Annotated in this window: 19 protein-coding genes and 1 pseudogene; 9 read left to right on the forward strand and 11 right to left on the reverse strand. The window is 70.1% G+C overall.

The window, feature by feature from the left end:
• Window positions 1-155 precede the first annotated feature (155 nt).
• From B056_RS37715 to B056_RS0123555, 3 genes are all read right to left on the reverse strand, one after another.
• Window positions 156-728 carry a DUF5990 family protein gene (locus B056_RS37715; protein ID WP_018504316.1) on the reverse strand — a complete coding sequence of 191 codons (573 nt, stop codon included), beginning with the start codon at window positions 726-728 and terminating at the stop codon, window positions 156-158.
• Window positions 729-880: 152 nt separating this feature from the next.
• Window positions 881-5,803 carry a diguanylate cyclase gene (locus B056_RS0123550; protein WP_026240057.1) on the reverse strand — a complete coding sequence of 1,641 codons (4,923 nt, stop codon included), beginning with the start codon at window positions 5,801-5,803 and terminating at the stop codon, window positions 881-883.
• Window positions 5,804-6,249: 446 nt separating this feature from the next.
• A complete protein-coding gene (locus tag B056_RS0123555) occupies window positions 6,250-7,047 on the reverse strand; it encodes a hypothetical protein (RefSeq protein ID WP_026240058.1) in 798 nt (265 codons plus the stop codon).
• Between the two features lie 439 nt (window positions 7,048-7,486).
• On the opposite strand from B056_RS0123555, the gene B056_RS0123560 reads away from it, so the two are divergent.
• Window positions 7,487-8,164 carry a uracil-DNA glycosylase gene (locus B056_RS0123560; RefSeq protein ID WP_018504319.1) on the forward strand — a complete coding sequence of 226 codons (678 nt, stop codon included), beginning with the start codon at window positions 7,487-7,489 and terminating at the stop codon, window positions 8,162-8,164.
• On the opposite strand, the gene B056_RS0123565 is transcribed toward B056_RS0123560, so the two are convergent.
• Entirely contained in the window at window positions 8,161-9,105 is a 945-nt protein-coding gene (locus B056_RS0123565; protein ID WP_018504320.1) for a LysR family transcriptional regulator, read from the reverse strand. The genes B056_RS0123560 and B056_RS0123565 overlap by 4 nt on opposite strands.
• A gap of 123 nt (window positions 9,106-9,228) precedes the next feature.
• On the opposite strand from B056_RS0123565, the gene B056_RS0123570 reads away from it, so the two are divergent.
• The 5 genes from B056_RS0123570 to B056_RS0123590 all read left to right on the forward strand — a co-directional run bounded on the left by B056_RS0123570 (window position 9,229) and on the right by B056_RS0123590 (window position 13,328).
• Complete coding sequence (locus B056_RS0123570) at window positions 9,229-10,482, forward strand: MFS transporter (protein WP_020572663.1); 1,254 nt, start codon at window positions 9,229-9,231, stop codon at window positions 10,480-10,482.
• A gap of 156 nt (window positions 10,483-10,638) precedes the next feature.
• Window positions 10,639-11,433 carry an enoyl-CoA hydratase/isomerase family protein gene (locus B056_RS0123575; RefSeq protein WP_018504322.1) on the forward strand — a complete coding sequence of 265 codons (795 nt, stop codon included), beginning with the start codon at window positions 10,639-10,641 and terminating at the stop codon, window positions 11,431-11,433.
• A gap of 307 nt (window positions 11,434-11,740) precedes the next feature.
• Window positions 11,741-12,217, forward strand: coding sequence for a hypothetical protein (locus B056_RS0123580; protein ID WP_026240059.1), 477 nt, complete (start codon window positions 11,741-11,743; stop codon window positions 12,215-12,217).
• Window positions 12,214-12,864, forward strand: coding sequence for a TetR/AcrR family transcriptional regulator (locus B056_RS0123585; protein WP_018504324.1), 651 nt, complete (start codon window positions 12,214-12,216; stop codon window positions 12,862-12,864). Before B056_RS0123580 ends, B056_RS0123585 begins: the two co-directional genes overlap by 4 nt.
• A 29-nt stretch (window positions 12,865-12,893) precedes the next feature.
• On the forward strand, window positions 12,894-13,328 hold the full coding sequence (locus tag B056_RS0123590) for a nuclear transport factor 2 family protein (protein WP_018504325.1): 435 nt from the start codon (window positions 12,894-12,896) through the stop codon (window positions 13,326-13,328).
• A 33-nt stretch (window positions 13,329-13,361) separates the two neighbouring features.
• Here B056_RS0123590 and B056_RS0123595 read toward each other — a convergent pair whose 3' ends face one another.
• Window positions 13,362-14,402, reverse strand: a complete 1,041-nt coding sequence (locus B056_RS0123595) for an LLM class F420-dependent oxidoreductase (RefSeq protein WP_026240060.1) — start codon at window positions 14,400-14,402, stop codon at window positions 13,362-13,364.
• A 128-nt stretch (window positions 14,403-14,530) separates the two neighbouring features.
• Complete coding sequence (locus B056_RS0123600) at window positions 14,531-14,791, reverse strand: hotdog family protein (protein WP_018504327.1); 261 nt, start codon at window positions 14,789-14,791, stop codon at window positions 14,531-14,533.
• 715 nt (window positions 14,792-15,506) lie between these two features.
• Between B056_RS0123600 and B056_RS0123610 the strand changes: the two genes are divergently transcribed.
• Both B056_RS0123610 and B056_RS0123615 read left to right on the forward strand, forming a co-directional pair.
• Window positions 15,507-16,193: a TetR/AcrR family transcriptional regulator gene (locus B056_RS0123610; protein ID WP_018504329.1), complete on the forward strand. Its 687-nt coding sequence runs from the start codon at window positions 15,507-15,509 to the stop codon at window positions 16,191-16,193.
• Between the two features lie 369 nt (window positions 16,194-16,562).
• Complete coding sequence (locus B056_RS0123615) at window positions 16,563-16,961, forward strand: TetR/AcrR family transcriptional regulator C-terminal domain-containing protein (protein WP_230203149.1); 399 nt, start codon at window positions 16,563-16,565, stop codon at window positions 16,959-16,961.
• On the opposite strand, the gene B056_RS45480 is transcribed toward B056_RS0123615, so the two are convergent.
• Both B056_RS45480 and B056_RS46155 read right to left on the reverse strand, forming a co-directional pair.
• The gene (locus B056_RS45480; RefSeq protein WP_018504331.1) at window positions 16,937-17,365 is read right to left on the reverse strand and encodes a hypothetical protein; all 429 of its coding nucleotides are present in this window, start codon (window positions 17,363-17,365) and stop codon (window positions 16,937-16,939) included. The two genes, B056_RS0123615 and B056_RS45480, sit on opposite strands and share 25 nt — an antisense overlap.
• 18 nt (window positions 17,366-17,383) lie before the next feature.
• Window positions 17,384-17,542, reverse strand: a pseudogene (locus tag B056_RS46155) (ABC transporter ATP-binding protein); the annotation flags it as partial.
• A gap of 1,014 nt (window positions 17,543-18,556) precedes the next feature.
• Here B056_RS46155 and B056_RS0123625 point away from each other — a divergent pair.
• Window positions 18,557-19,768, forward strand: a complete 1,212-nt coding sequence (locus B056_RS0123625) for an ABC transporter substrate-binding protein (protein ID WP_018504332.1) — start codon at window positions 18,557-18,559, stop codon at window positions 19,766-19,768.
• A gap of 51 nt (window positions 19,769-19,819) precedes the next feature.
• On the opposite strand, the gene B056_RS0123630 is transcribed toward B056_RS0123625, so the two are convergent.
• From B056_RS0123630 to B056_RS0123640, 3 genes are all read right to left on the reverse strand, one after another.
• Entirely contained in the window at window positions 19,820-20,089 is a 270-nt protein-coding gene (locus tag B056_RS0123630; RefSeq protein WP_018504333.1) for an FG-GAP-like repeat-containing protein, read from the reverse strand.
• Entirely contained in the window at window positions 20,008-20,352 is a 345-nt protein-coding gene (locus B056_RS37725) for a hypothetical protein (RefSeq protein ID WP_230203150.1), read from the reverse strand. The genes B056_RS0123630 and B056_RS37725 overlap by 82 nt, the downstream gene beginning before the upstream one ends.
• Window positions 20,353-20,525: 173 nt before the next feature.
• Window positions 20,526-21,245, reverse strand: a complete 720-nt coding sequence (locus B056_RS0123640) for an alpha/beta hydrolase (RefSeq protein WP_018504335.1) — start codon at window positions 21,243-21,245, stop codon at window positions 20,526-20,528.
• Window positions 21,246-21,440: the final 195 nt, after the last annotated feature.

Below are 21,440 nucleotides of genomic sequence, written 5' to 3' on the forward strand. Positions count from 1 at the left end.
ATCGCACCACGTCGTCCCTGGGCCGTGCATCCGCCGGTCGGCCGACCGGCGGTGGCTCCGCCGTTCCCGGGCTCATGACGACGTAAACGTGTCGTCACAGGAGCGTTCCGGACGGCGCACTTCCCGGTGCGTCGCATATAGCGTGCGGCGCCTGGTCAGTCCTCGTCTTCGGCGGGTCGGCGTGCGGGTCGGCGTGGTGTGGCGCCCAGCCGAACCTCGCCTGCGCTCCATTCGACAAGGGGTGGGCGCACCGACGCGCAGAGGGGACCTCCCCTGGCGTCGGTGAGTGCCAGGCGAGCGGTGAGAAGGCCGTGTTCCCGGGTGGTGCCGAGAGTGGCGGGATCGACGGCGTCGAGCATCAACTTCGCTCGGCGGAACATGGTGAAGGTGCCGGCGCTGTCGACCGCCCCCCAGGACAGGTAGATGAACCGGTCGCCGGGCCGGCCCTGGACGTAGGGACCGGTGATGTCCAGACCGGCCGGTGTGGGGGTCATGGCGGCCGGCAGCGTCCAGACGGCCCGCGGCGCGTCGCCGGAGTGCGGGTCGAGCAGGTCCTGGGGGCGGTTTCGCCGCTGAACCGCGACCTGGAGGTTCCGGTAGCGGTCCGCGTCGCCGCCGGGTCCCCAGTCGCGACCGGGAAGGTCGGTGGCCTCGATCCGGATCTCGATGCGGCCCAGGTCACCGTCCGCGTCGCGTCGCCCACCCGGGGTCCCGCCGCGTCCGGTCACAGGCGGAGGATAGCGGCGGCTCCCACGTACTGCTCATCGGCCGCGTGACCGCCGACGAACTCCGCCTGCTGGTGCACCCGGCGCGGCACGCGAGGGCCGCGAGGGCCGCGGTTGGCTTACCAGGCTTCTGCGACGGTCCGGAGCCGGCGGCGTCACCGCTCCGCAGTCGCCACCTGGTTACGTCCACCGTGTTTCGCCCGGTACAACGCGGTGTCCGCGGCCTTCACGAAGGCGACCATGCCGGCGCCCGTCGCCGCGCCGTCGGCACCAGCGGGAACTGCCGCGGTGACGCCGATGCTGACGGTGATGATGCGCTCGGCCGTCAGCGGGTGCGGTGCGGCCAGGTCCTCGACGGCACGGCACAGCTGCCGCGCGACCTGGGCACCGGTGCCCAGGTCGGTGTCGGGCATCACGACGGTGAACTCCTCTCCCCCGTAGCGGGCGGCGAGCAGGGCGTCACCGATGTTCCCGGCGAGGCAGGCGGCGACCCGCTGTAGGCACCGGTCACCGGCTGCGTGCCCGAAGTGGTCGTTGTAGAGCTTGAAGTGGTCGATGTCGACCATCGCGAGCGCAATCGGCCCGGCGTGCTTCCTGGCCCGTTCCCATTCGACGGCCAGTACCTCCTCAAGACGCCGCCGGTTGGCCAGCCCGGTTAGCGGGTCGGTGATCGAAAGCTGCTCGAGCTGGTGGTTCGCCGCGGCAAGCTGCCTGGTTCGCTCGACGACCTTGCGTTCCAGCGACGCGTAGATCAGGGCGTTGTCCAGCGAGACCGCGAGCTGCCCCGCGATGATCATTATGCCTTCGAGGCGTTCGGTGGAGAACGCGTCGCGGATCATCCGGTTCTCCAGCAGGAGCATCGCCTGCAGGCTGCCCCGGGTCACGACGGGGACGGCGAGCAGCGAGCAGCGGTTGAGTCCGGCGAAGTAGGGGTCGCGGTGGAAGCGGTCGTCCCGGGTGGCGTTGGCGACGACGACGGGTTCGTGGGTGCGGGTGGTGTAGCGGATGACCGAGAGCGGCAGCAGGCGCCGCCGGCCGGCCTCCTGGAGCGAGACGGTGCCGCCGGCTCCGGTGGGTACCAGCCATCGGTCCTGCTCTTTCTCTCGTAGCAGGAGGTGGACGCTGGTGGCGCCGGTCATCTCGGAGAGTATTCCCACCACTTTCGCCTGCAGGCCGTCCACGCTGGTCTCGGAGCTGAGCGCCTGGGAGGCGGCGACCACGGCGAGCAGGTCGACAGTGCCGGTCGCCACGGTCGAGCGGCGCCCGGGCTGCTCCGCCTGCGGGAGGACGATCGGCACCGCGGGCGCGGCCGCGACGGTGGTCCGTAGTGCCGGGTAGGCCCAGTCGAGTTGACCGACCTTCGCCGTCGCGCCCCATTCCAGGTACTGGCCCCGGGCGGCCCGCAGGAACGCGAGGCCGGCCGCCTCCATGCCGTGTGACAGGTAGAAGCGCGCGGCGCGTTCCAGCGTGAGCGCCCGGTGCCATGGGCGCATCCGGGCCGACGCCTCGCGCACCGCCACGTCGAACATGTACGCCGCCTCGTGGAAGTCCTCGACGGCCCACGCCCGTTCCGCTTCCACCAGGCGCAGCAGATGCAGGAAGTTGCTCGGCGCGTCCGCCGCGCGCGCGGCCAGCCATCCGATCAGTTCGTCGAGCTCGTCCAGCACGGCGTCGCGCTGATCCGCTCCCGTGGCCCGCGCCCGTGCCGCCAGCGTCATAGCGAGCAGCACCCGCGCCACCGCCATGGGATAGTTCGTCTCGATCGCGGCCCCGCAGGGCATCACGGCCGCGGCATGCCGCGCCGCGTCGGCCGGGTGGTCGAGAACCGCCGCGGCGAGAGCCCGGGCCACATGCCGGTTGGCGAGAGAGAACGGGTCGGCCGCCAGCAGGCTCAGCTCGGCGGTGTCGTCACCGGCCAGCTCGACGGGTTCCCGCAGCACCCGCACCATCCGCAGGTAGGCCCGGAACGTTCCTTCGGCATGCCCGTTTCCGGTGCGCAGGGCGAAGGCGAGCGCCTCCTCGACCGCCGTGGCGAAGACGTCGAGCGTCGGCGCGCAGTCCAACAGGTCGCACACCAGTGCGTAGTGGGTCCAGCACGCGTTCTGCAGGTCACCGCCCGTCAGAAGGCCCTCCAGCGCGCGACGGCCGTCGGGGAGGTTGTCCTCCAGAGGCGTGAACCAGTGGCCACAGGTGATCACGTAGATGAAGAGCGCCTGCCACACGTCAGGCTCATAACCGCGAGCCCGCGCCACCGCCAGGATCCGTCGCAGGATGCGTGACCCGGTGTGATAGTCACCTCTGCGCACAATGGTCACGATCGGGATGTGGCTGGCCGGGCCCACCAGGGCACGATCCGGGCCGTAGCGTTCCCACATCCGCAGAGTTCCGATGGCCAGCCAGGCCATCACCGTGTGGTCGCAGAAGAACGCCGCGACCATGATCCGGTTGACGAGCCTGATGGTGCCGAGGCGGGACTGGTCGGTGATCTCCGGCTTGCGCAGGTCATCCGACTCGCCGGTGGTGTCGATCCACCGGCGAAGTTCGTCAAGCCCGCGGTCGATCTCCTCCTCGAGCGCTTTATCCACCGGAACCGACAGGCCGAGACGCCGCAGCTGGTCGAGGCCGAGCCGCACCGCCTCGTCAGCGCAGCCCCGGTTGGTGAGACTGATGACCTGGACCATCGTCGCAGACGTGAGCTGGGTCGGCCGGGTGCACAACCGGTCGATGATCCGGTAGGTGTCGTCCGCGTCGTCCAACCGACCGAGGCAGTACAGAGCGGCATGCCGGTCGGTGTGGACGGCGATCAACGTATCGGTGTCGGTCGGGTCGACAAGCCCGACCGCTGCGCTCAGCAACCTCTCCACCAACGGATAGCTGCTCAGCACTTTCGCCTCTTCGGCGGCACGCCGGAAGAGCTCGACCATGCCGCGCCGCTCGCCGATGCTGCGCACCATGTCCACGACCTGCAGGTACTGCTCGGCAGCCACGGCGAAGAACTCCGGCCGGGCGGCCAGCCGCCGCGCCAGCCTCAGCTGTCGGGCGCGCCGCTCCCCCGCCGAACTGCCGCTCAACACTGCCTCGCGCGTCCGGTCGTGGTTGAACCGGACACCGGGTCGCCCGTCGCACTGCAGCACCAGCAGGCCGTCGTTGCAGGCGGGCGCCAACCGCCGCTCGACCTCGCCCGGCGGCAGGCCTGTCGCGGCCGAGAGAAGATCGAGATCCACCTGGCCCGCCAGGCACGCCATCACCGCCAGCAGCTCGGCGCTCTCGGACGGCAGCGCGGACATCCGGGCGGCCAGGAGCGCGGTCACCTCCACCCGGTCGAGCCGGCGACGCAGCACCTTCTCATCCCATCGCCAACCTCCCGCGCCCGGGGTCAGGACGCCTTCGCGCCGCAGCGAGTTGAGAAGTTCCACGACGTCGTACGGATTGCCGCCGGTGGACGGGGCGATCACCCGCGCCAGCCGGGTGGCGGGCTCCGGAGCGAGGTGCAGCATGTCGGCGACCATGGCCGCCTGTCCCGCCGCCGGCAGGCTGCCCAGGTGCAGCTGGTACGGGCCGGCCGCCTGGTCAGACCAGCGGGCCAGCATCGGGGCCAGCGGGTGCGCGGCGTCGATGTCACTGCCGCGGTAGGCGGCGACCAGCAACAGCCCGGCGATCTGTTCCTCGCCGGTGAGGATCAGATCGACGAAGCCCAGGGGCGTGCGCCCGGCCCACTGCAGATCGTCGACGAAGAACACCACCGGCCGCTCCGGGGAGACCACGGCGCGCAGCACCTCGACCGGTATGCGCGACAGCCGCGCCTGGGCGGTCATCGGATCGCCCGGCTTCGGCGGAACCTTCAGCAGCGCCGCCAGCTCCGGCACGGTGGCCGTCAGCAGGCCGGCGTTGGGGCCCAGGGCCTGCAGCATCCGTTCCCGCGCCTCGGCCAGGTAGTCGTCGGGCTCGGCCAGCAACAGCCGGCCCAACGCCCGCAGCCCCTGCCGGACTCCGTCAAACTCCTGGTCACGGCGATACTGGTCGAACTTGCCCGCCACGAACCAGCCACCGGCGCCGGCCACGATCGGCCGCAGGGCGTTGACCAGGGATGTCTTGCCCACACCTGGCGCGCCCGCGACGAGGCCCCCGCGGGATTTCCCGGTGACGGCCTCGGTGAACGCCGCATGGAGCCGGTCGATGTCCCGGTCCCGCCCGTACAGCCGGGAGGGTGCCAGTGGTCGCGTCGGGAGGTCGTGCTCGCCGGGGCGCACCGCCATCACGCCCCGGCGCACCAGCGTCAGATCATGCTCCAGCCCCTCGGCGGTCTGGTAGCGGTCGTCAGGCTCCTTCTCCAGCAGATGCATGATGATCTTTGACAGTGCGGGGGACACGGACGGCTCGACCGCGTCCGGCGGCTCCGGAACCCGAGCGAGATGATCATGAATCATCCTGATCGGGTCCTCCGTACCGAACGGCGGCGCGCCGGTGGCCAGCTCGTACAGGCTGGCCCCCAGCGCGTACAGGTCGGCCCGCTGGTCGACCTGACGACCGGTCCGTCCGGTCTGTTCCGGTGCCAGGTACGGCACGGTCCCGACCGCGGCCCCGTGATGGGCGAACTCCGGCTGGACCACCGAGAAGGTCGTGGCGAGCGCGAAGTCGATCAGATACGGCGCCCCGTTGTTCTCGCTTAGCACGATGTTCGCCGGGCAGAGGTCCCGGTGCATCACCCCCCGGCGGTGCATCTCCGCGACCGCGTGCGCCAGCGACACGGCCAGATCGATCAGCTCGACCGGCTCCAGCGGAGTCTCCCGCCGGGACAGCGCCGTGCCGCCGACATCGACCAGCAGGATCGATCTCGCGTCCTGCGCCGCCCCGGCGGCCAGGCGCACGACACCCTCGACTCCCGCCAACCTTTCGAGGATCTCGACCTCATGGCGCACCCGGTGCTGCGCGTCCGGCCCCAGCGGCTCCTTCCGGATCACCCGACCGCTCGGCAGCACCAGCCGGCTGATCCGGGTCCGATCCGTCGCGTGCAGCACCACCGGTGCGGCCGCTGCCGTCGGAGGATCCCGGCCTGGGGTCATCCACCTGGCGGCCATGCCCACGCCCCCATGCCACACCACGAACAGTTCACTTCCCTAGCTTGCCCGCAATCATGGACGAAGCAACGAGCTGCTGGCCGGCGCCAGCCGACCCACGGCCGGCTGGCGCCGGGGGACGCCGGTCCGTCGCCCGGGCGCGCGGGCAGCCGTCCGCTCCGGCGGATGCCTGACGAGGTCGTAAACCGGTGGCAGGCAGCGGCGCACGACGGCATCGCGTGGGCCGTCTCCCTCTCCTGACACCGTCAGCGACCGCGGAAGTCGTACCGATAGCCCGCCCGGCCCTCGCCCCGGTCCTCGCCCGGTCCTCTCCCCGGTCCCGATGTCCCTCGTACCGAGTCAGCACGGCGCTCTGGCCGTCGGCGCCGCGAACACCGCTCAGCTCCTGTACCGGCCCTGCCCAGTGGCCAGCTCGTGTCCCGGCCGGCCGTGCGGCGGCCCGGTGGCTACTGGTCGGTCAACTTGGCGGCGATCTGGTCGATGAGGCCCTGTTCGATGACCGGCGGCGGGACGTCCTGGATGTTGGTGACGTCGAGCTCGACGGCCACCTGGCCGACATAGAAATAGATCGTGTCGAAGACGTAACCGTAGGTGCCGTACTCGTCCGTGATGCCCATCGAGGTGCGGACCAGTGCGGTGGCCCCCTGCGGCGGGGGCGGGGTCTCGACCGCGACGATCTCGTAGGTGAAGCCGTTCTCGTCCTCACCCGCCAGCTGGTCCTCCAACGCCGTGCGGTAGCAGTCACCAAAACCAGAACTGGTCACGATCTCGGCGTTCTGGCGGATCTGGCTCTCAGAAAGAATCTTCGCCCGGCTGATCGCCTGGAAATCGGATTCCTCGGTGTTGGTGAAAGTGTCGCCGGTCGTCTCGTCCGATGGCGGCGATGGATTGTAGTCGGGGACTCCGACGCACGCGGCGACCTGGGCGCGGATCGCGCTGCTGTCGCTGTTCTCGTCGTCAGCGCCGCCCGAACTCTCGAAGCCCGCGGTCTCCTCACCCGCCGTGAGCACATAGTCCGCCGCGTGCAGGTCTCTCGTCGGCGCGACGGCGACTCGCGCGGGCGGAGCCGCCGAAGCCGGCAGTGGCACCGAGGTTGCCGAGGCCGCCGGAGCCGGCGGAGCCGCCGCGGGGTCCACCGGGATGACGCCCTCCTGGCATCCCGCGACCACGATCGCCAAAGCCGAGGCGGCGAGCCCGCCGCACAATGACCGGCGTACGTTCCGGCCCCGCCACATGCCGCCCATTTTCTACCTCCGCAGAATTCACCGGACCGTTATACGAACGGCGGTATCCGCCGCCGCCAACAGGTCACACGATGCCGGAGAAAGGCGATTGGGAGCCAATGCTGAAGATGTCTTTCGCGAGACAGGCCGTCGCGGGGATATTATCCCGCCGGAATTCGACCGGGTAACGCGCGACGGGTGTTCGTGATGCCGCCCTTGACAGCGGGACAGCAGCCCGCCAGGTCTGCCGCGGGATGAGCGGCAGCCGGCCGACGACCCGCTGACCGGCAGGCCGGCCTGCCGGTCAGCGGGCGGGCATCGAGGCCCGACCGGCTTGCCGGGACAGCAGCGGCCACCGTGAGCCAGAGCTGGGGCGTATGGCCACTGGGGCGTATGGCCACATCGTTCCAGCGGGAGTCCGCCCCGGGCTGTCACCGCACCCCCGGTAGGATGATCAGCCATGCCGGCACAACCTCTGCGGGACATCCTCGAGCCGGGCTGGGCGAAGGCCCTCGACCCGCTGGCCGACCGCGTCACCGCCATGGGTGACTTCCTGCGCGCGGAGATCGCGGCGGGCCGCAGCTACCTTCCGGCGGGCCAGCACGTACTGCGGGCCTTCCAGCAGCCCTTCGACGACGTCCGCGTACTGATCGTCGGGCAGGACCCGTACCCGACCCCGGGCATGGCCATCGGGTACAGCTTCGCGGTCGCGCCCGAAGTGCGCCGGCTTCCGGGCAGCCTGGAGAACATCTTCCAGGAGCTGTGCGCGGATCTCGGTGTACCCAGGCCTACGAACGGCGACCTCACCCCGTGGACCCGGCAGGGGGTGCTCCTGCTGAACAGGGTGCTGACGACGGCGCCGCGCCAGCCCGGCGCGCACCGGGGCAAGGGCTGGGAGGAGGTCACCGAGCAGGCGATCCGCGCCCTGGCCGCCCGGGGCACCCCGCTGGTCGCGATCCTCTGGGGCGCCGACGCGCGTAGCCTTCGCCCCTTTCTCGGCGGCACCCCGACGATCGAGTCCGCCCACCCGTCGCCCCGCTCCGCGGACCGTGGCTTCTTCGGCTCCCGGCCGTTCAGCCGCGCCAACGACCACCTGCTCGCCCAGGGCGCCGAACCCGTCGACTGGCGCCTTCCCTAGTCCTCCCCCGCCGCCGTCGGTGCCCAGGACGGGAACCAGACCGGCTCCGGCAGCCTCGGCAGGGTCCCGAGGTGGGCGATGACCGCGCGGAGGCCCGGGTGTGGATTCGTTCCGGAGATGATGAGCGAGAGTGGGTACGCGAGCGTCGGATTCGTGATGGGAATGCGGCGCAGGTCGTGGTTCGTCGGCCAGAGATAGCGGTCGCGGGCCCCGACGAGGGTGGCCATGTCCGCGGAGTCCGCGAGGATGTCCAGGAGCACCTCGTCGCCGAAATGCGGACCCGCCGCGTCGATGCGCAGATCGAAATCGGTGGCGAGCTGGTCGTAGAACTCCGCCCATTCACTTCGGGGCGCGATACCCGGCACCCACAGCCGATGCCCGCGCAGCTGTGCCGGGGTCAGGGCGCGGGCCGCGGCGAGCGGATGTCCCGGGCCGACGAGAAGTTCCAGCGGGGAGTCGAAGGCGCGGATCATCCGCATGCCACGCGGCAGCGTGGCCGGGTCGGTGACCGTGCGAAACGAGGCGTCGATCTCTCCGGCCTCGACGGCGGCGACCGCCAGGCGTGGGTCGTCGACCCTGAGGGTCACCACGTCGAGGTTGGTCTCGGGATGCGACCGCCAGTAGTCGTGCAGAACAACGGCCTGCGCGCTTCGTAGGCCGAGAACGTCGATCCGCAGGGCCCGGGAACCCGGCCGGACCGCGGCGACGGCGCACTCCGCACCCGTGACGATGCCTCGTGCGTGCGGGAGAAACGCCTGACCGTCGAGCGTCAGCTCAACCCCTCGGGCGTTACGGGTGAACAGCCGGACTTCCAGCGCGCGCTCCAGGGCGGCGATCCGCTTGGAGATCGCCTGCTGCGTCACGCCCAGCTCGGCGGCCGCCTGTTGCAGCTGCCCGAGCTCGGCCGCCCGGACGAACGATCGCAATGCCTCGGTGTCCACCGACTCATCGTAGGTACGCACAACTATTCGTTGTAGCTCGCGAGAAATCGGTTGTTTGATCGCCTTCCAGCGTGGCTGATGTGCTTCGGGCATCCAAACCATCAGTTGTCCGTGAGGAGCCCTGTGCGCGTGGAACTGGAGTCCGGCTTCGGGTGGCTGTGGTCGGCCTACGCCGTCAGCGCCTACGGCACCTGGATCGCCTTCGGGGCGTTCCCGCTCATCGCCGTCCGGGTGCTGCACTCGCCGGCCTTCGCCGTCTCGCTGTTGGGAGCCGCCGGCCTCGCCGTCGCCGCGATCGTCGCGGTCCCGCTCGGGCCTTGGATCGAGCACCGGGCCAAGCGCCCGGTGATGATCGCGATGGACCTGCTCCGGTTCCTCGCCCTGGCGAGCGTTCCGATCGCGCACCTGTTCGACCTGCTCTCCTACGGCCAGCTGCTGGCCGTCTCGGTCCTCTCCGCGACGGCGGGCATCGCCTTCACCGCCGCCTCCGGCGCGTACCTGAAACACCTCGTCCACGCGGACCGTCTGCTCGTCGCGAACGGCAGATTCGAGGGCACGAGCTGGGTGGCGACCGCGGCCGGCCCGCCACTCGGCGGAGCCCTCGTCGGGCTGCTCGGCCCGCTCGTCACCGTCGCCGCCGACGCCGTCAGCTACCTGCTCTCCGCGCTCGGGATCCTCCGCATCTCCGGGGGCGACGTCGTGGCGCACCGCGACCCGGGTACCAAGGCGCGCGCCACCGACCTGCTGACCGGCTGGCGGTTGATCCTCCAGGATCGTGCGCTGCGACGCCTGTTCCTCAACTCCGTGACGGTCAGCGGTCTGATCATGGCCACCAGCCCACTCCTGGCCGTCCTGCTGTTGGGCGAGTACCACTTCCCCGCCTGGCAGTACGGTCTCGCCTTCGGCCTCCCGGCCCTTGGCGGCCTCGCCGGCGCCCGCCTCTGCGCGCGCCTCGTCACCCGCCACGGCCGGCACCGCGTCCTGATCGTCTCCGGCTGGCTGCGCTCGATCTTTCCGCTCGGACTCGCCCTGACCCGTCCGGGCCTGCCCGGACTCCTCACGGTGATCCTCGTCGAGGCCCTGCTGATCACCTGCATGGGCGTCTTCAACCCCGTCAACGCGACAGAACGCCTCCGGCGCGTTCCCGCCGACCACACCGCGCAGGTCCTCAGCGCATGGAGCATCAGCAGCAGACTCGCCCAGGCGACCCTCACGGTGATCGGGGGCGTCCTCGCGACACTCACCAGCCCACTCACCGCCATCACCATCTCCGGCGCCCTCCTGCTCCCCACCCCCCTCCTCCTCCCCCAACGGCGGCACCTGCCCGAGCCCGCGGCCAGAACGCCAACCGAAGCCGTCCGTCCCGGTCGAACCTGACGCGTCGTCGTAGCAACTCACTTTGCAGTCAACGCGTTGGATGGGTCCGATACGTTGAGACGATGGCCCGAGCCCGCCCGCGGCCAGGCCAGCTGATCAGAACTCATGCCCCCGTGGTCACCCGGCCGTTGGGCGATCCGAGAAAGGTGGGTCGTCGTGGAACCATCCGTGCTGCTGGAGAGGCGGGGCGCGGTGTCGATCGTGACGTTGCACCGGCCGGGCCGCCGCAACGGCGTGACGACGCGGATGTGCGAGGAGCTCCACGAGGTGCTCTCCACGGTGCCCGCCAGTGACGCACGCGTCGTTGTGCTGCGTGGCGCTGGCGACGACTTCTCGGTCGGCGCCGACCTCACCGGCGGCCACTCGACGGAACCGGTGACGCTGGAACGACTCGGCCCCGTCTACCACGCGTCGACGTTGCTGCACACCATGCCGCAGGTGACGATCGCCGCGATCGACGGTGGCTGCGCGGGCGCGGCGATGGGGTGGGCGTGTGCGTGCGACTTCCGGTTCGCCTCCGACCGCGCCAGGTTCGCGACCGGTTTCCTGAAGGTCGGCGTATCCGGGGACATGGGTCTCGTCTGGTCGCTCGCGCGGCTCGTCGGCGCGGCCCGCGCTCGCGAGCTGCTGTTCTTCCCGGAGAAGGTGACGGCGCAGGACGCGCTCGCCTTCGGCCTCGTCACCCGGCTGTTCCCGGCCGACACACTGCACGACGAGGTCCTCGCGCTGGCCGACGAGCTCGCGGGCCACCATCCGTTCCCGCTGCGGATGATGAAGGCCAACGTGCTGTCCGCGGAGCGGATGGACCTGGCGGAGTACATCGAGGTCGAGTCGGCGCGTCACCTGCACGTCGCCGCGAGCCCGTCGTTGCTGGCAGGACGATCATCCGGGCCGGCGACGGGAACCCGGCAGGCCCCGGCCCAGCTCGGTGATCGCGCGCCCGGGGCCTGACGCCCCGCCTGTCACGATCACGGTCGCCCTCGAAGGGCCCACGGGTCCGTCCCTGTGCCCGCGGAGGACGGCTTGACGGCGCCCGAGTGTGGCGTGCATCATACTCTTAATCAATCAATTGGTTACTTTTCCGCGTCAACAGTGCCGACGGGTGTCCGTTGCCGCCCTGACCCAGGTCGGGCGCCCGGCACCTCCGGAGTGTGCGCCAGCACCGCGCGGTAGCCCAGAGCACGTTCTCCGGATATGTGCCGTGCCTCCGTGTCCCCGCACGTGGAAGATCTCCGACCTCACCACCGGGAGCATCATCATGGCGCTCGCGCTGCGCGACCTCGACGAGGTCATCGGCGACCACACCGGCCTCTCGCGGGTCGTGCTGGAGTACACCCAGCTGATGAAAAAGCTGGTCGACACGGGCAGGGAGCCCGGATTCTCGGTCGAGAGCTGGGCACCGGTCGCCGAGCTGGTCGCCGTCGACTCCTTCGAGCGGATCGGCCCGTTCAAGGAGATCATGAACTGGCCGGAGTACGCCGCCTTCCTGACCCAGTGGGCGCGGACGTCCACGTGGGAATGCTCGTTCAGGCGGATCACCGAGGCCGGCGACGTGGTGCTGCTCGAGCTGGAGGAACGCAGCACGGTCTCCGGGATCAGCACAGCCGTGAACTCCGCGACGGTCTACGACTTCGACCCCGACGGCAGGATCTCCCACCTCGCGGTGTACCTCCAGATGCGGCTGCCCGACCCGGAGACGCTCCGAAGCTACGAGGGTGTCCAGATCACGGAGTGACGATCGTGGCCGGCACATCACCGCTGTTGGGCAGGCCGGTCGGCTCTCGCGGCGATCAGACACGACAGCGCGTTCTTGAGGCGACGCTGCGCTGTGTCGCCGAGGTCGGCTACGCGCGCGCCACGATCCGCGAGATCGCCCGGGCCGCCGGCATGACCAGCGGCAGCCTCTACCACTACTTCCCGAACAAGGCCGAGCTGGTCAAGGAGACCTTTCACGACATCGCCCAGCAGACAATCCCCCGTTTCACCCTCGCCGTGGAATCCGTCGACGGCGTCCTCGACAAGCTCATGGCGGTACTCGACGAGGCCGACAGAATGGTCCGCGACCATCCCCACGCCGTCCCCTTCGACCGGGCGATCCGGGTGGAGAGCGCCGCGGACCTGCACCTCGCCGCGGAAAGCGACACCATCGTCACCTCCATTCACCAGGTCGTCAGCGGAATCGTGCGCGAGGCCGGCGAACAGGGCATCCTCACGGAGCACGTCGACGTCCAGGCGGCCACGAACGCCATCGACGTACTGCTCATGGGCCTCTACGAACACGCGCTGACCGCACCCGCCGCCACGTACCACGCAACCGTGCACGCCCTGAAGCTGTTGATCAGGGGGATGTTCTTCGACCAGGCCCGACCGGCGACGGTCTGACTGTCAGTTGTCAGCTGAGGGGAGTATCGGTGGACCTGCAGGAGCTTGCCGACAAGCTGGAGATCCAGGAGCAGTTGGCGCGTTACGCGCGCGGAGTGGACACGAACGACTTCGAGCTGTGGAAGTCGGTGTTCACGGCCGAGGCGGTCATCGACTACACGTCGACGTCCAGCAGCCTGCCCGTCGGGAAACGTGACGAGATGGCGGGCTGGCTCGAGCAGGGCCTGGGCAGGGCCCCGTGGAAGATTCACTACGTGACCAACGTCGAGATCGATCTCGACGGCGACTGCGCCAAGGTGATCGCACAGTTCTACAATCCGATGCAGATGCCGGGGATGGCCGAGCCGAGCTACTGCGGCGGTTACTACTTCCATGACTTCGTGCGTACGCCGGACGGCTGGAAGAGCGAGAAGCTCACCGAGGAGCTTGTCTGGTTCGTCAACAAGCCGGGCGGCCCGAGCTGATCCACGGGTTCTCCGGGCCCGCCGGCCGGAGTGTCAGGAGGTCCACTCGCGCAGCCGCTCGATCGCGGCCACCCGTGCACGGTGGTCACCGGCAAGCGGGGTGACCTTCAGTGTCGTCACACCGGCCTGCGCGTAGGCGGCCAGGCGCTCCCGGACATGGCCCGGCGGACCGATGAGCGCCGTCGCCCGCAGCAGATCGACGGGGATCGCGGCCTCGGCCTCCTCCTTCTTCCCGGCGAGGTAGAGCTCCTGGACGAGCTCCGCCTCGGCGACGTAGCCGTATCGCCGGGCGAGATCGTTGTAGAAGTTCCTGCCCTTGGCCCCCATCCCACCGAGGTAAAGCGCGAACATGGGACGCATCAGGTCGAGCAGGCCGTCGGTGTCCTCGCCGATCGCGAGCGGCGTGCCGACGACGACGTCGAGTTCTCCGAGCTCCGGTGCGCGTTTCGCGCCGCCTTCGGCCAGCGCCCGCCCCCACACTTCGCCGGCTTTCTCCGGATGGTAGAAGAACGGTTCCCAGCCCTCGGCGATCTCGGCGGCCAGCGCGACGTTCCTCGGGCCTGTCGCAGCGAGGACGATCGGGATCCGTTCCCGGACCGGACGATTTATGATCTTCAGTGGCTTACCGAGGCCGGTGCCCTGTCCGGGCGGCAGCGGCAGGGTGTAGTGCCGGCCCGCGTACTCGACCTTCTCGCGCCGCCACACCGCCCGGCAGATCTCGATGATCTCGCGGGTACGGGCGAGCGGAGCGTCGTACGGCACGCCGTGGAAGCCCTCGATCACCTGCGGCCCGGAAGCACCGAGACCGAGGGTGAACCGCCCGTCGGACACGAAGTCGAGCCCGGCCGCCGTCATCGCCGTCAGTGTGGGTGTGCGGGTGTAGATGGGCAGGATGCCCGAGGCGATCTCGATCCGCTCCGTGCGCGCGGCGAGAAAACCGAGCTGGCTGACCGCGTCGAACGAGTACGCCTCGGGGACGGAGATGATGTCGAGCCCGGCTTTCTCGTAGTCGCCCAGCTCCGCCACCGCCTCGGTGAACCCGCCGCTGTAGTTCAGCGGCATTCCGATTCGCATGCCGTTCCACCTTCCGTGCTCGTGGTGGGATGTCCCCGGACATCCGGCGTCCGGTCCAGCGGATTTCGGGGATGCGTGCCTCGGCCGCCCTCAGTTCGAGGGCGGACGATACCGGGAACGGGCGGGGCTCACAGCTGTCCGAAGGTGACCGTCGCGGGGCCGATCAGACGACCGTCGCGACCGGCGTCGCCGAGTCGGACGACCACGACCGCGGCTCCGGTCGCGGACGGTAGCCGCCGCGCGGACGCCGTCAACGGGCCGGCCCGAAGGCGGTCGAGGTAGCGGACGTCGAGGTCCGTCACCGCGAGGCCACGTTCGCGCCCGCCCAGCACGTGCTCCGCCGCGAGCTCGGCGACCAGCGACTGGACACCGCCGTGCAGGGTGCCCACCGGGCCGTTGGCCAGCCTCGGCGACGACTCGAGGACGAGGTGGCTCGTCCCGCACCCGGGCCGTGAGGAACGCGTCGAAGGAACCGCCCTCGACCGGCACGAGTCGCGACGGGCCCGCGGCGTACCCGACCCCGTGATCGATCGCCGTGAAGGTCGACATGGCGCGGCCGAACGGCACCGGCGAACCGGCGGAGAAGATCAGCAGGAACAGGTCCTCGGGCCGCACCGGCCGGTCGGGCGGCAGCGCCGGCTGCTCGAACAGCGCGGCCCGCCGGGAGGCATCCTCGACCGGCTGGCCATAGCCCCACCGCTGGTCCCCGAGCAGCAGCGCCGTCCTGTCGTCGCCGGCGCCGGCGCAGCGTCTCCGCGGCCGTCGTCGACATTCGCACGCGCGGACCATAGCCCGTTCGCAATGTCGATGTCAATTTCGAGTTTCATCCGTGGCGGTCGTCACCCGGAACCGCCAACAGGTGTTCGACCCGGTCGCCGCGACCCCACCGATGCGGTATCACCCCTGGTGGGCGCGCCGCACAGCACGATCTCAACGTGGCAGGCGCCACATTCACGATGTCGACGTCGAGCTAGATGTTGCGGCACCATGACACCGGCATCATGGAAGGCGGCGGCGAGCAGTGGCGCCCCCGGGCTCGTCAATGGTCGCCAGGTTCCGGCACGAGGCACCCGAGCCGGTTGACACCCGCCGAGAGGACCCACCGTGCCGGAACGCACCCAGAACGGGACCGCCCGACCCAACGCCCCCCGCGCGCGGCGCGACGCCGTCGAAACAGGTAAGCGTCGCGGCACCGGGCGCACCCGCAGGGGCCGCGAGAGCCGCGGTCAGCTCGTCGACGCCGCCCGCGCCGTGTTCGAACGCGACGGTTTCCTCCATGCCCGGGTGGCCGACATCTGCGATCTGGCGGGATTCTCCCACGGTTCGTTCTACACGTACTTCGTCTCCAAGGAGGAAATCTTCCGGGAGGTGGTCGACTCGGTCGAGCTCGATCTCCTCACTCCCGACCCGACCGGTTCCGAGAAGGATCCGGTCGAACGCATCCGCGCGGCCAACCGTCATTATCTGGAGACGTACGCCGCCAATGCCAAGATAATGCAGGTGATCCAGCAGGTCGCGACTTTCGACAACGAGGTCCTCACGATTCGCCTGCAACGCCACGAGGTCTTCGCCCACGCCATCGAGCGGCGGATCCGGATACTCCAGGAAACCGATCTCGCCGACCGGAACGTCGACCCCGCGTACGCCGCGCAGGCCCTCGGCGGGATGGTCGCCTACTTCGCGGACCTTCTGTTCAACACCGAGAACGGCTCCCCCTTCGAGCTCGAGACCGCGGTGAGCCAGCTCACCATCCTCTGGACGAACGCGCTGGGAATTCGCCCGCAGCTCTGATTGACCGGTCGGAACGGGTGGCCATCAGCGCCGGAGCGCACCGCCGCCGGCCCACTTCCAGCGGCCCACTTCCAGCGGCCCGCTCCGGTGCTTGACGGTGGGTCGGCCACCGGCCCAGAATGTTGAAGTCGACGTCGAACATGAGGTTCCGGATCTCCCGACACAGGAGCTGATGCGTTCTGATCACCGCCGACGCCGCCGGATCCCGGAACCCGTAGAACGTGGCAGCGAACAGCCCGCCCCCCGTGCCCCACGGCGTCGGCCAGCCGCCCGAGCAGGAGCGCTCTCGCCGCCGAGCTGGAGCACCTGCGCATCCCCGAGGGCAGCTGGCAGGAGGCCGTCCGCGGCTACGCACGCGGGGTGCGCCGGGTGTTGCTGCGCGAGGCCTCACTGTCGCTCCTGATCGACCGACTTCCCGGAGCAGGTGTGCTGGTCCCGGCGGACGCACTGCTCGCCAGGCTGCTCGGCGCCGGCTTCGACGAGACCGGCGCCGGCCACGCCCTCTCCCTTGTCACCCGAGTGGTGTTCACCAACGCGAAGGACATTCTTTTCGCCGCTCGTTTCGCCCGGCACCCGACGGTCACCGAGGTGCAGCGGATCCTCGCCGAGCTGCCCCATGACCAGCTGCCCCACCTCAGACGGATATCCGCCAGGCAGCAGGCCCCGGCTGACAGCCGGGAGTCGCTTTTCGAGCTTGAGCTCGAGTTCATGGTGGTTGGGCTGGAACGTCTACTCGCCGGCGGTCAGCCCCGCGAGCGGGGGCGGTGACAGGTCGGACGGTCGCCGGGCCGGGGCCACGACCGCTGGCTGGCGGCCCGGCTCCAGGCCCGCGGGATCGCCCCGTCCCGTGACAGCCGCGGCCGACCGGCCGGGCACGGTGCCGGCGTGGTCGGATCCATGCCGGGCATGGCTGGAAACGGCCACCGCGGGCACCCGGGCCGCGAGACGGTGGCCCTGGCACCGTCGATCCGCGCCACGACCTCCCCGTGCTCCAGCACCGCCATCCGGTGCGACCCGCGCTGCGCCACCGCACGGCCGCGGGTGATGAACACATAGGCGACATCAGTGCTGCGCTGGAACTTCACGAACAGGTCGATGACCGCCGACCGGCCGGGAGGATCGAGGGCCGAGACCGGGTCATCACAGATGACCAGCTCGGGAGAGAGCGCCATCGCCCGGGCGACGGCGAGGCGCTGGCGCTGAGCGCCGGAGAACTCCCGGGGCGGTCGTCGGCCCGCGCTGGCCGGGAGATCGACCCGATCCAGCAGCCGCCGGACCCGGCGGGCAGCCGCGGCGGCCGGGACCCGCTGAGCGCGCAGTGGTTCGGCGAGAGGCGTCTCGATCGTCAGTGACGGATCGAGCGAACTGTGGGGTCACGCGGAACGGTCTGGATCTTGTCGGCGAGGCGCCGCCGCCGCCCGCCTCGGGACAGACGGACGATGTCCTGGCCCTTGAGGCGGATGGAGCCCGAAGCAACCGGCGCGAGCCCCAGCACCCGCCCGGCCGAGCGCGGTCTTGCCGGATCCGGGCCCGCCCATCAGGCCTGAGCACTCGCCAGGACGGACGTCGATCGACACGCCCCGCGACGCTCGGACGGGGCTCCGGCGAAAACCCCTGACCGGGTAGTCGACCACGGGATCCTCGACATCGAGAGGCGTGCTCACGTCTCGGCCCTTCGACTACGTGGATCTCGCGGTACGGCGGCCACAGTTACTCCCTGGCGGGAGAAATTAGGCGACGCGCAGCCGTAGGTCAGGGGGCGCCTCGACACCCACGGAGACCGCGCCGAAGGCCGGACCGGCGAACGCGCCGGTGCCCCTGGCATCACTGGGCAGCGCGGGGTGCCGGTGGAGTGAGCGGCGTCCAGGCCACCGCCACCGCCGGCACCCGCGCCGCGCCAACCACGTTCCGCTGCCGATCTGCTGCCGATCTGTTGCCAACGTCCACCGGCCGCCACTAGGGTCAGAATGTCGATGTCGACGTCGACACAGATCTTTAGCCGACACAGATCTTTAGCCGAAACAGATCTTTAGCCAGCACAGGTCTTCGGTCAGCACAGGTCTTCGGTCCGCCCCAGACCCGAACGTCTGCCCACGCGATCCGTCCGATGACCCCGCAGCTCTTCGTTACGCCCGCTCGCCGGTCGCGAGCGGTCGAATTACCTGAAAGCCCTGGTAGTACCACTGGAATTGCGTTCTGCGCCGGCCCGCCGAGCGGACCAGCCGCCGAAAGAAGCCCTTCAATAAACCACCGATCACGAAAAATAACTACGGAACGGAGAACAAATGCAGCACACTGCCAACCCACGTGGTCGGGCCACCCCGAGGCGGCGCTCGCGACGCTCCGCCAGCACACTGTTAGTCTTGCCGGTCGCCCTGCTCACCTTCACCGCCGCCTGCGGCTCGGACTCCGACAGCACCACGCCGAACCCGCCCGCGAACACAGACGCGCTCGGCCCCGTCAACAAGGCGGCGGGCACGCCGGTCAAGATCGGCATCATCTCCGACGGCCAGTCCGTCGCACTGGACAACTCGATCCAGTTCGACGTCGCCGACGCCGCCGTCAAGTGGCTCAACGAGCATCGCGGCGGGATCGCCGGCCGGCCCATCCAGCTGGTCACCTGCGAGACGCAGGGCGATCCGGGCAAAGGCACGGACTGCGGCAACCAGATGATCGAGCAGGACGTCGTCGCGGTCGCGATCGGCGAGTCGGGAGTCGGCGACGCGGTGGCCAAGCCCCTGACCGACGCGGACGTACCGGCGATGTTCTACGGCCTGACCAGCCCGGCGCTCCTGAGCGACCCGACGACCTTCACGGTCAGCGACCCGAACTTCGCCATCCAGCAGCTGCCCATCGCCATCGCGAAGCGGGAACACCTCAAGAAGGTCACGTCCGTCGTCATCGACGTGCCCGCGGTGCTGCCCAGCGTCCAGGAGACCGCGCCGAAGCTCATGAAGGCCGCCGGCCTCGAGTACAGCCTGATCCGCGTCCCCCCGGGAACAGCCGACATGACCGCACAGCTGCAGCGCGTCACGAGTGGCACGCCCGGAGTCGTGTTCGTCGTCGGCAACGACTCGTTCTGCATCAGCGCCTTCAACGGCCTGCGGGCGGTCGGCTACGACGGCAGCATCAGCGCCGTCTCCCAGTGCGTCACCGACGCCACCCGCAAGGCCGTACCGAGCGACGTCCTGAAGGGGATGACCATCGCCGCGTCCATGCCGAGCGGCGGCGACGACCCGTCCACCGTCCTCTACAACGCAGTGCTCGAGGCGTACGGGAAGGGGATCGACCCCAGCTCGTCGGTCGGCCGGGGCATGTTCGTCACCTTCGCCGGCCTCGTGACAGCGCTCGAGGGCGTCAAGGGTGACATCACCCCGGCATCCGCCACCGCCGCCATCAAGGCCATGCCCGAGAAGGAGCTGCCCGGCGGCGGCGGCCTCACGTTCCGCTGCAACGGCAAGGCCTCCCCGGAGACCCCGGCGGTGTGCATCCGCGGCGGACTGACAACAACCCTCGACGGCGACGGCCAGCCCACGGCCTTCAAGGTTCTCGGGAACTCCCCCATCCCCGACTGACGGTGCGCGCCCGCCGCCGTGGTTCAGGCGGCGGGCCGGCAACGCGGTGCGCTATCCCTTGCGGATCAGGCCGTTGTCCGTCCAGGCGGTCACCGCGCCGGCGGCGTCGACGACGACGAGATAGTCGTCGCGGCCGTCGCCGTCGTAGTCGACCAGGTTGAGCTGGTTACGGACCGCGCCGACGCCGCTGGCGATCTCGCCCTGGGCGGCCCGGGCCGAGCCGCCGGATCCGCGCCGGTTCAGCCAGGCCCAGATCCGCCCGTTGCTGTTGGCGATGAGGTAGTCGTCCCGGTGGTCACCGTCGAGGTCGGCGAACCGCACCTCGTCGCGGGTCGCCCCACCCCGGAGACGATCTTCCCCTCGTAGTTCCAGCCCTCCACCGAGCCGGCGGTCGGGTTGGTCGTGCCGCCCGCGCCACCCGTCGCGGAACCACCGGCGTCCGCGAAACCGGCCTGGGCGACCCGGAACGCGTCGTACCTCAGCACGTCGCTGATCGTCCGGTAGAAGGCGTCGCCCATCTTCTGGTAGCCGGTGTCGTTGGGATGCAGCGAGTCGTTCATGTCGGCGGTGCCGACGGCGCTCATGTCGACCAGGTGCACGGCCCGGCCCGCGGTCGACCCAGGCCTGGGCCCTGGTCCGCCCGAAGCCAGCGGGCAGCGGGCAGCGGGCAGCGGGCAGCCGGATCGACCTCGCGGCCCGGCCCGGCCCGCCCGCGGCGCCGACAGGCAGGCGTCCGCTCGGGCAGGCACCGGTCTCGTCAGACGGTGACGACCTCGAGGAGCGCGTCGGCGACCGCCCGCGGCTCTGTGATCATGAGATCGTGGCCGGTGTCGACGGCCCAGAGACGGCCGGCTGCGCGCGCCTTCTCCATGAGCTCCGCGTCGCGGGTGGCGAGGGTGGAGGTACAGACGATGTGGTACTGCGGGATCGCCCAGAGCGCCGCCTCGTTGGTGAGCGTCAGCGACTGCTCGAAGCACCGCCACGGGTGGCCGGTCAGGCGACCGTCCATCCAGGCTAGGTCGGCCGGGTCGGTCACGCCGTAGAAGGCCCCCGCACCCGGGGCCGGCAGGAGGACCAGCTCGACACCGTCGACAACCTGGCCGTGCGGCCGGGTCACCGTGATGATCGGCCCGGCGACATCGACGAGCGACTGGCCGTTCATCGGGTTCGCCGCGTCGAGGTAGACGATGCGGCCCACCCGGTCGGCGGCCCGGTCCGCGACACCGGTGATGACCATGCCGCCGTAGCTGTGCCCGACCAGGATCACGTCACGCAGGTCCTCGTAGTGCAGCACCGCGACGATGTCCTGGATGTGTAAGTCGAGGTCGACCTTCGAGCTGGCCAGGTGCGCGCGCTCCCCCACTCCGGTGAGTGTGGGCGCGTAGACCTCGTGGCCGGCGGCCCGCAGCAGACGGGCCACCAGCTGGTAGCACCAGCCGCCGTGCCCGCCACCAGGCACCAGGACGTACGTCGCCATGTGATCCTCCTTCGCCACGACGGCTCCCCCGCCGACCCGCGGGGCGGGTCGGCGAGCCGTCTCCGATCGGTAGCCCGTCCGGATATCACGGATATCTGGATAACCAGGATATCGTAGGTGATGTCCTGAACAAGGCCTGTGAGCCTGGGCCCGGGAGCCCGGGATCTGCCGGCCCGTAGACGAACGAGGGGAGAA

Source organism: Parafrankia discariae (genome assembly GCF_000373365.1).
Taxonomy (GTDB): Bacteria; Actinomycetota; Actinomycetes; order Frankiales; family Frankiaceae; genus Parafrankia; species Parafrankia discariae.

Coding starts and splice junctions, on each gene's coding strand:
- B056_RS0123550 (WP_026240057.1), bottom strand. CDS start 5,803: ATGGCCGCCAGGTGGATGACCCCAGGCCGGGATCCTCCGACGGCAGCG.
- B056_RS0123555 (WP_026240058.1), bottom strand. CDS start 7,047: ATGGGCGGCATGTGGCGGGGCCGGAACGTACGCCGGTCATTGTGCGGC.
- B056_RS0123560 (WP_018504319.1), top strand. CDS start 7,487: ATGCCGGCACAACCTCTGCGGGACATCCTCGAGCCGGGCTGGGCGAAG.
- B056_RS0123580 (WP_026240059.1), top strand. CDS start 11,741: ATGGCGCTCGCGCTGCGCGACCTCGACGAGGTCATCGGCGACCACACC.
- B056_RS0123595 (WP_026240060.1), bottom strand. CDS start 14,402: ATGCGAATCGGAATGCCGCTGAACTACAGCGGCGGGTTCACCGAGGCG.
- B056_RS45480 (WP_018504331.1), bottom strand. CDS start 17,365: ATGGCGCTCTCTCCCGAGCTGGTCATCTGTGATGACCCGGTCTCGGCC.
- B056_RS37725 (WP_230203150.1), bottom strand. CDS start 20,352: ATGAGCGCCGTCGGCACCGCCGACATGAACGACTCGCTGCATCCCAAC.
- B056_RS0123640 (WP_018504335.1), bottom strand. CDS start 21,245: ATGGCGACGTACGTCCTGGTGCCTGGTGGCGGGCACGGCGGCTGGTGC.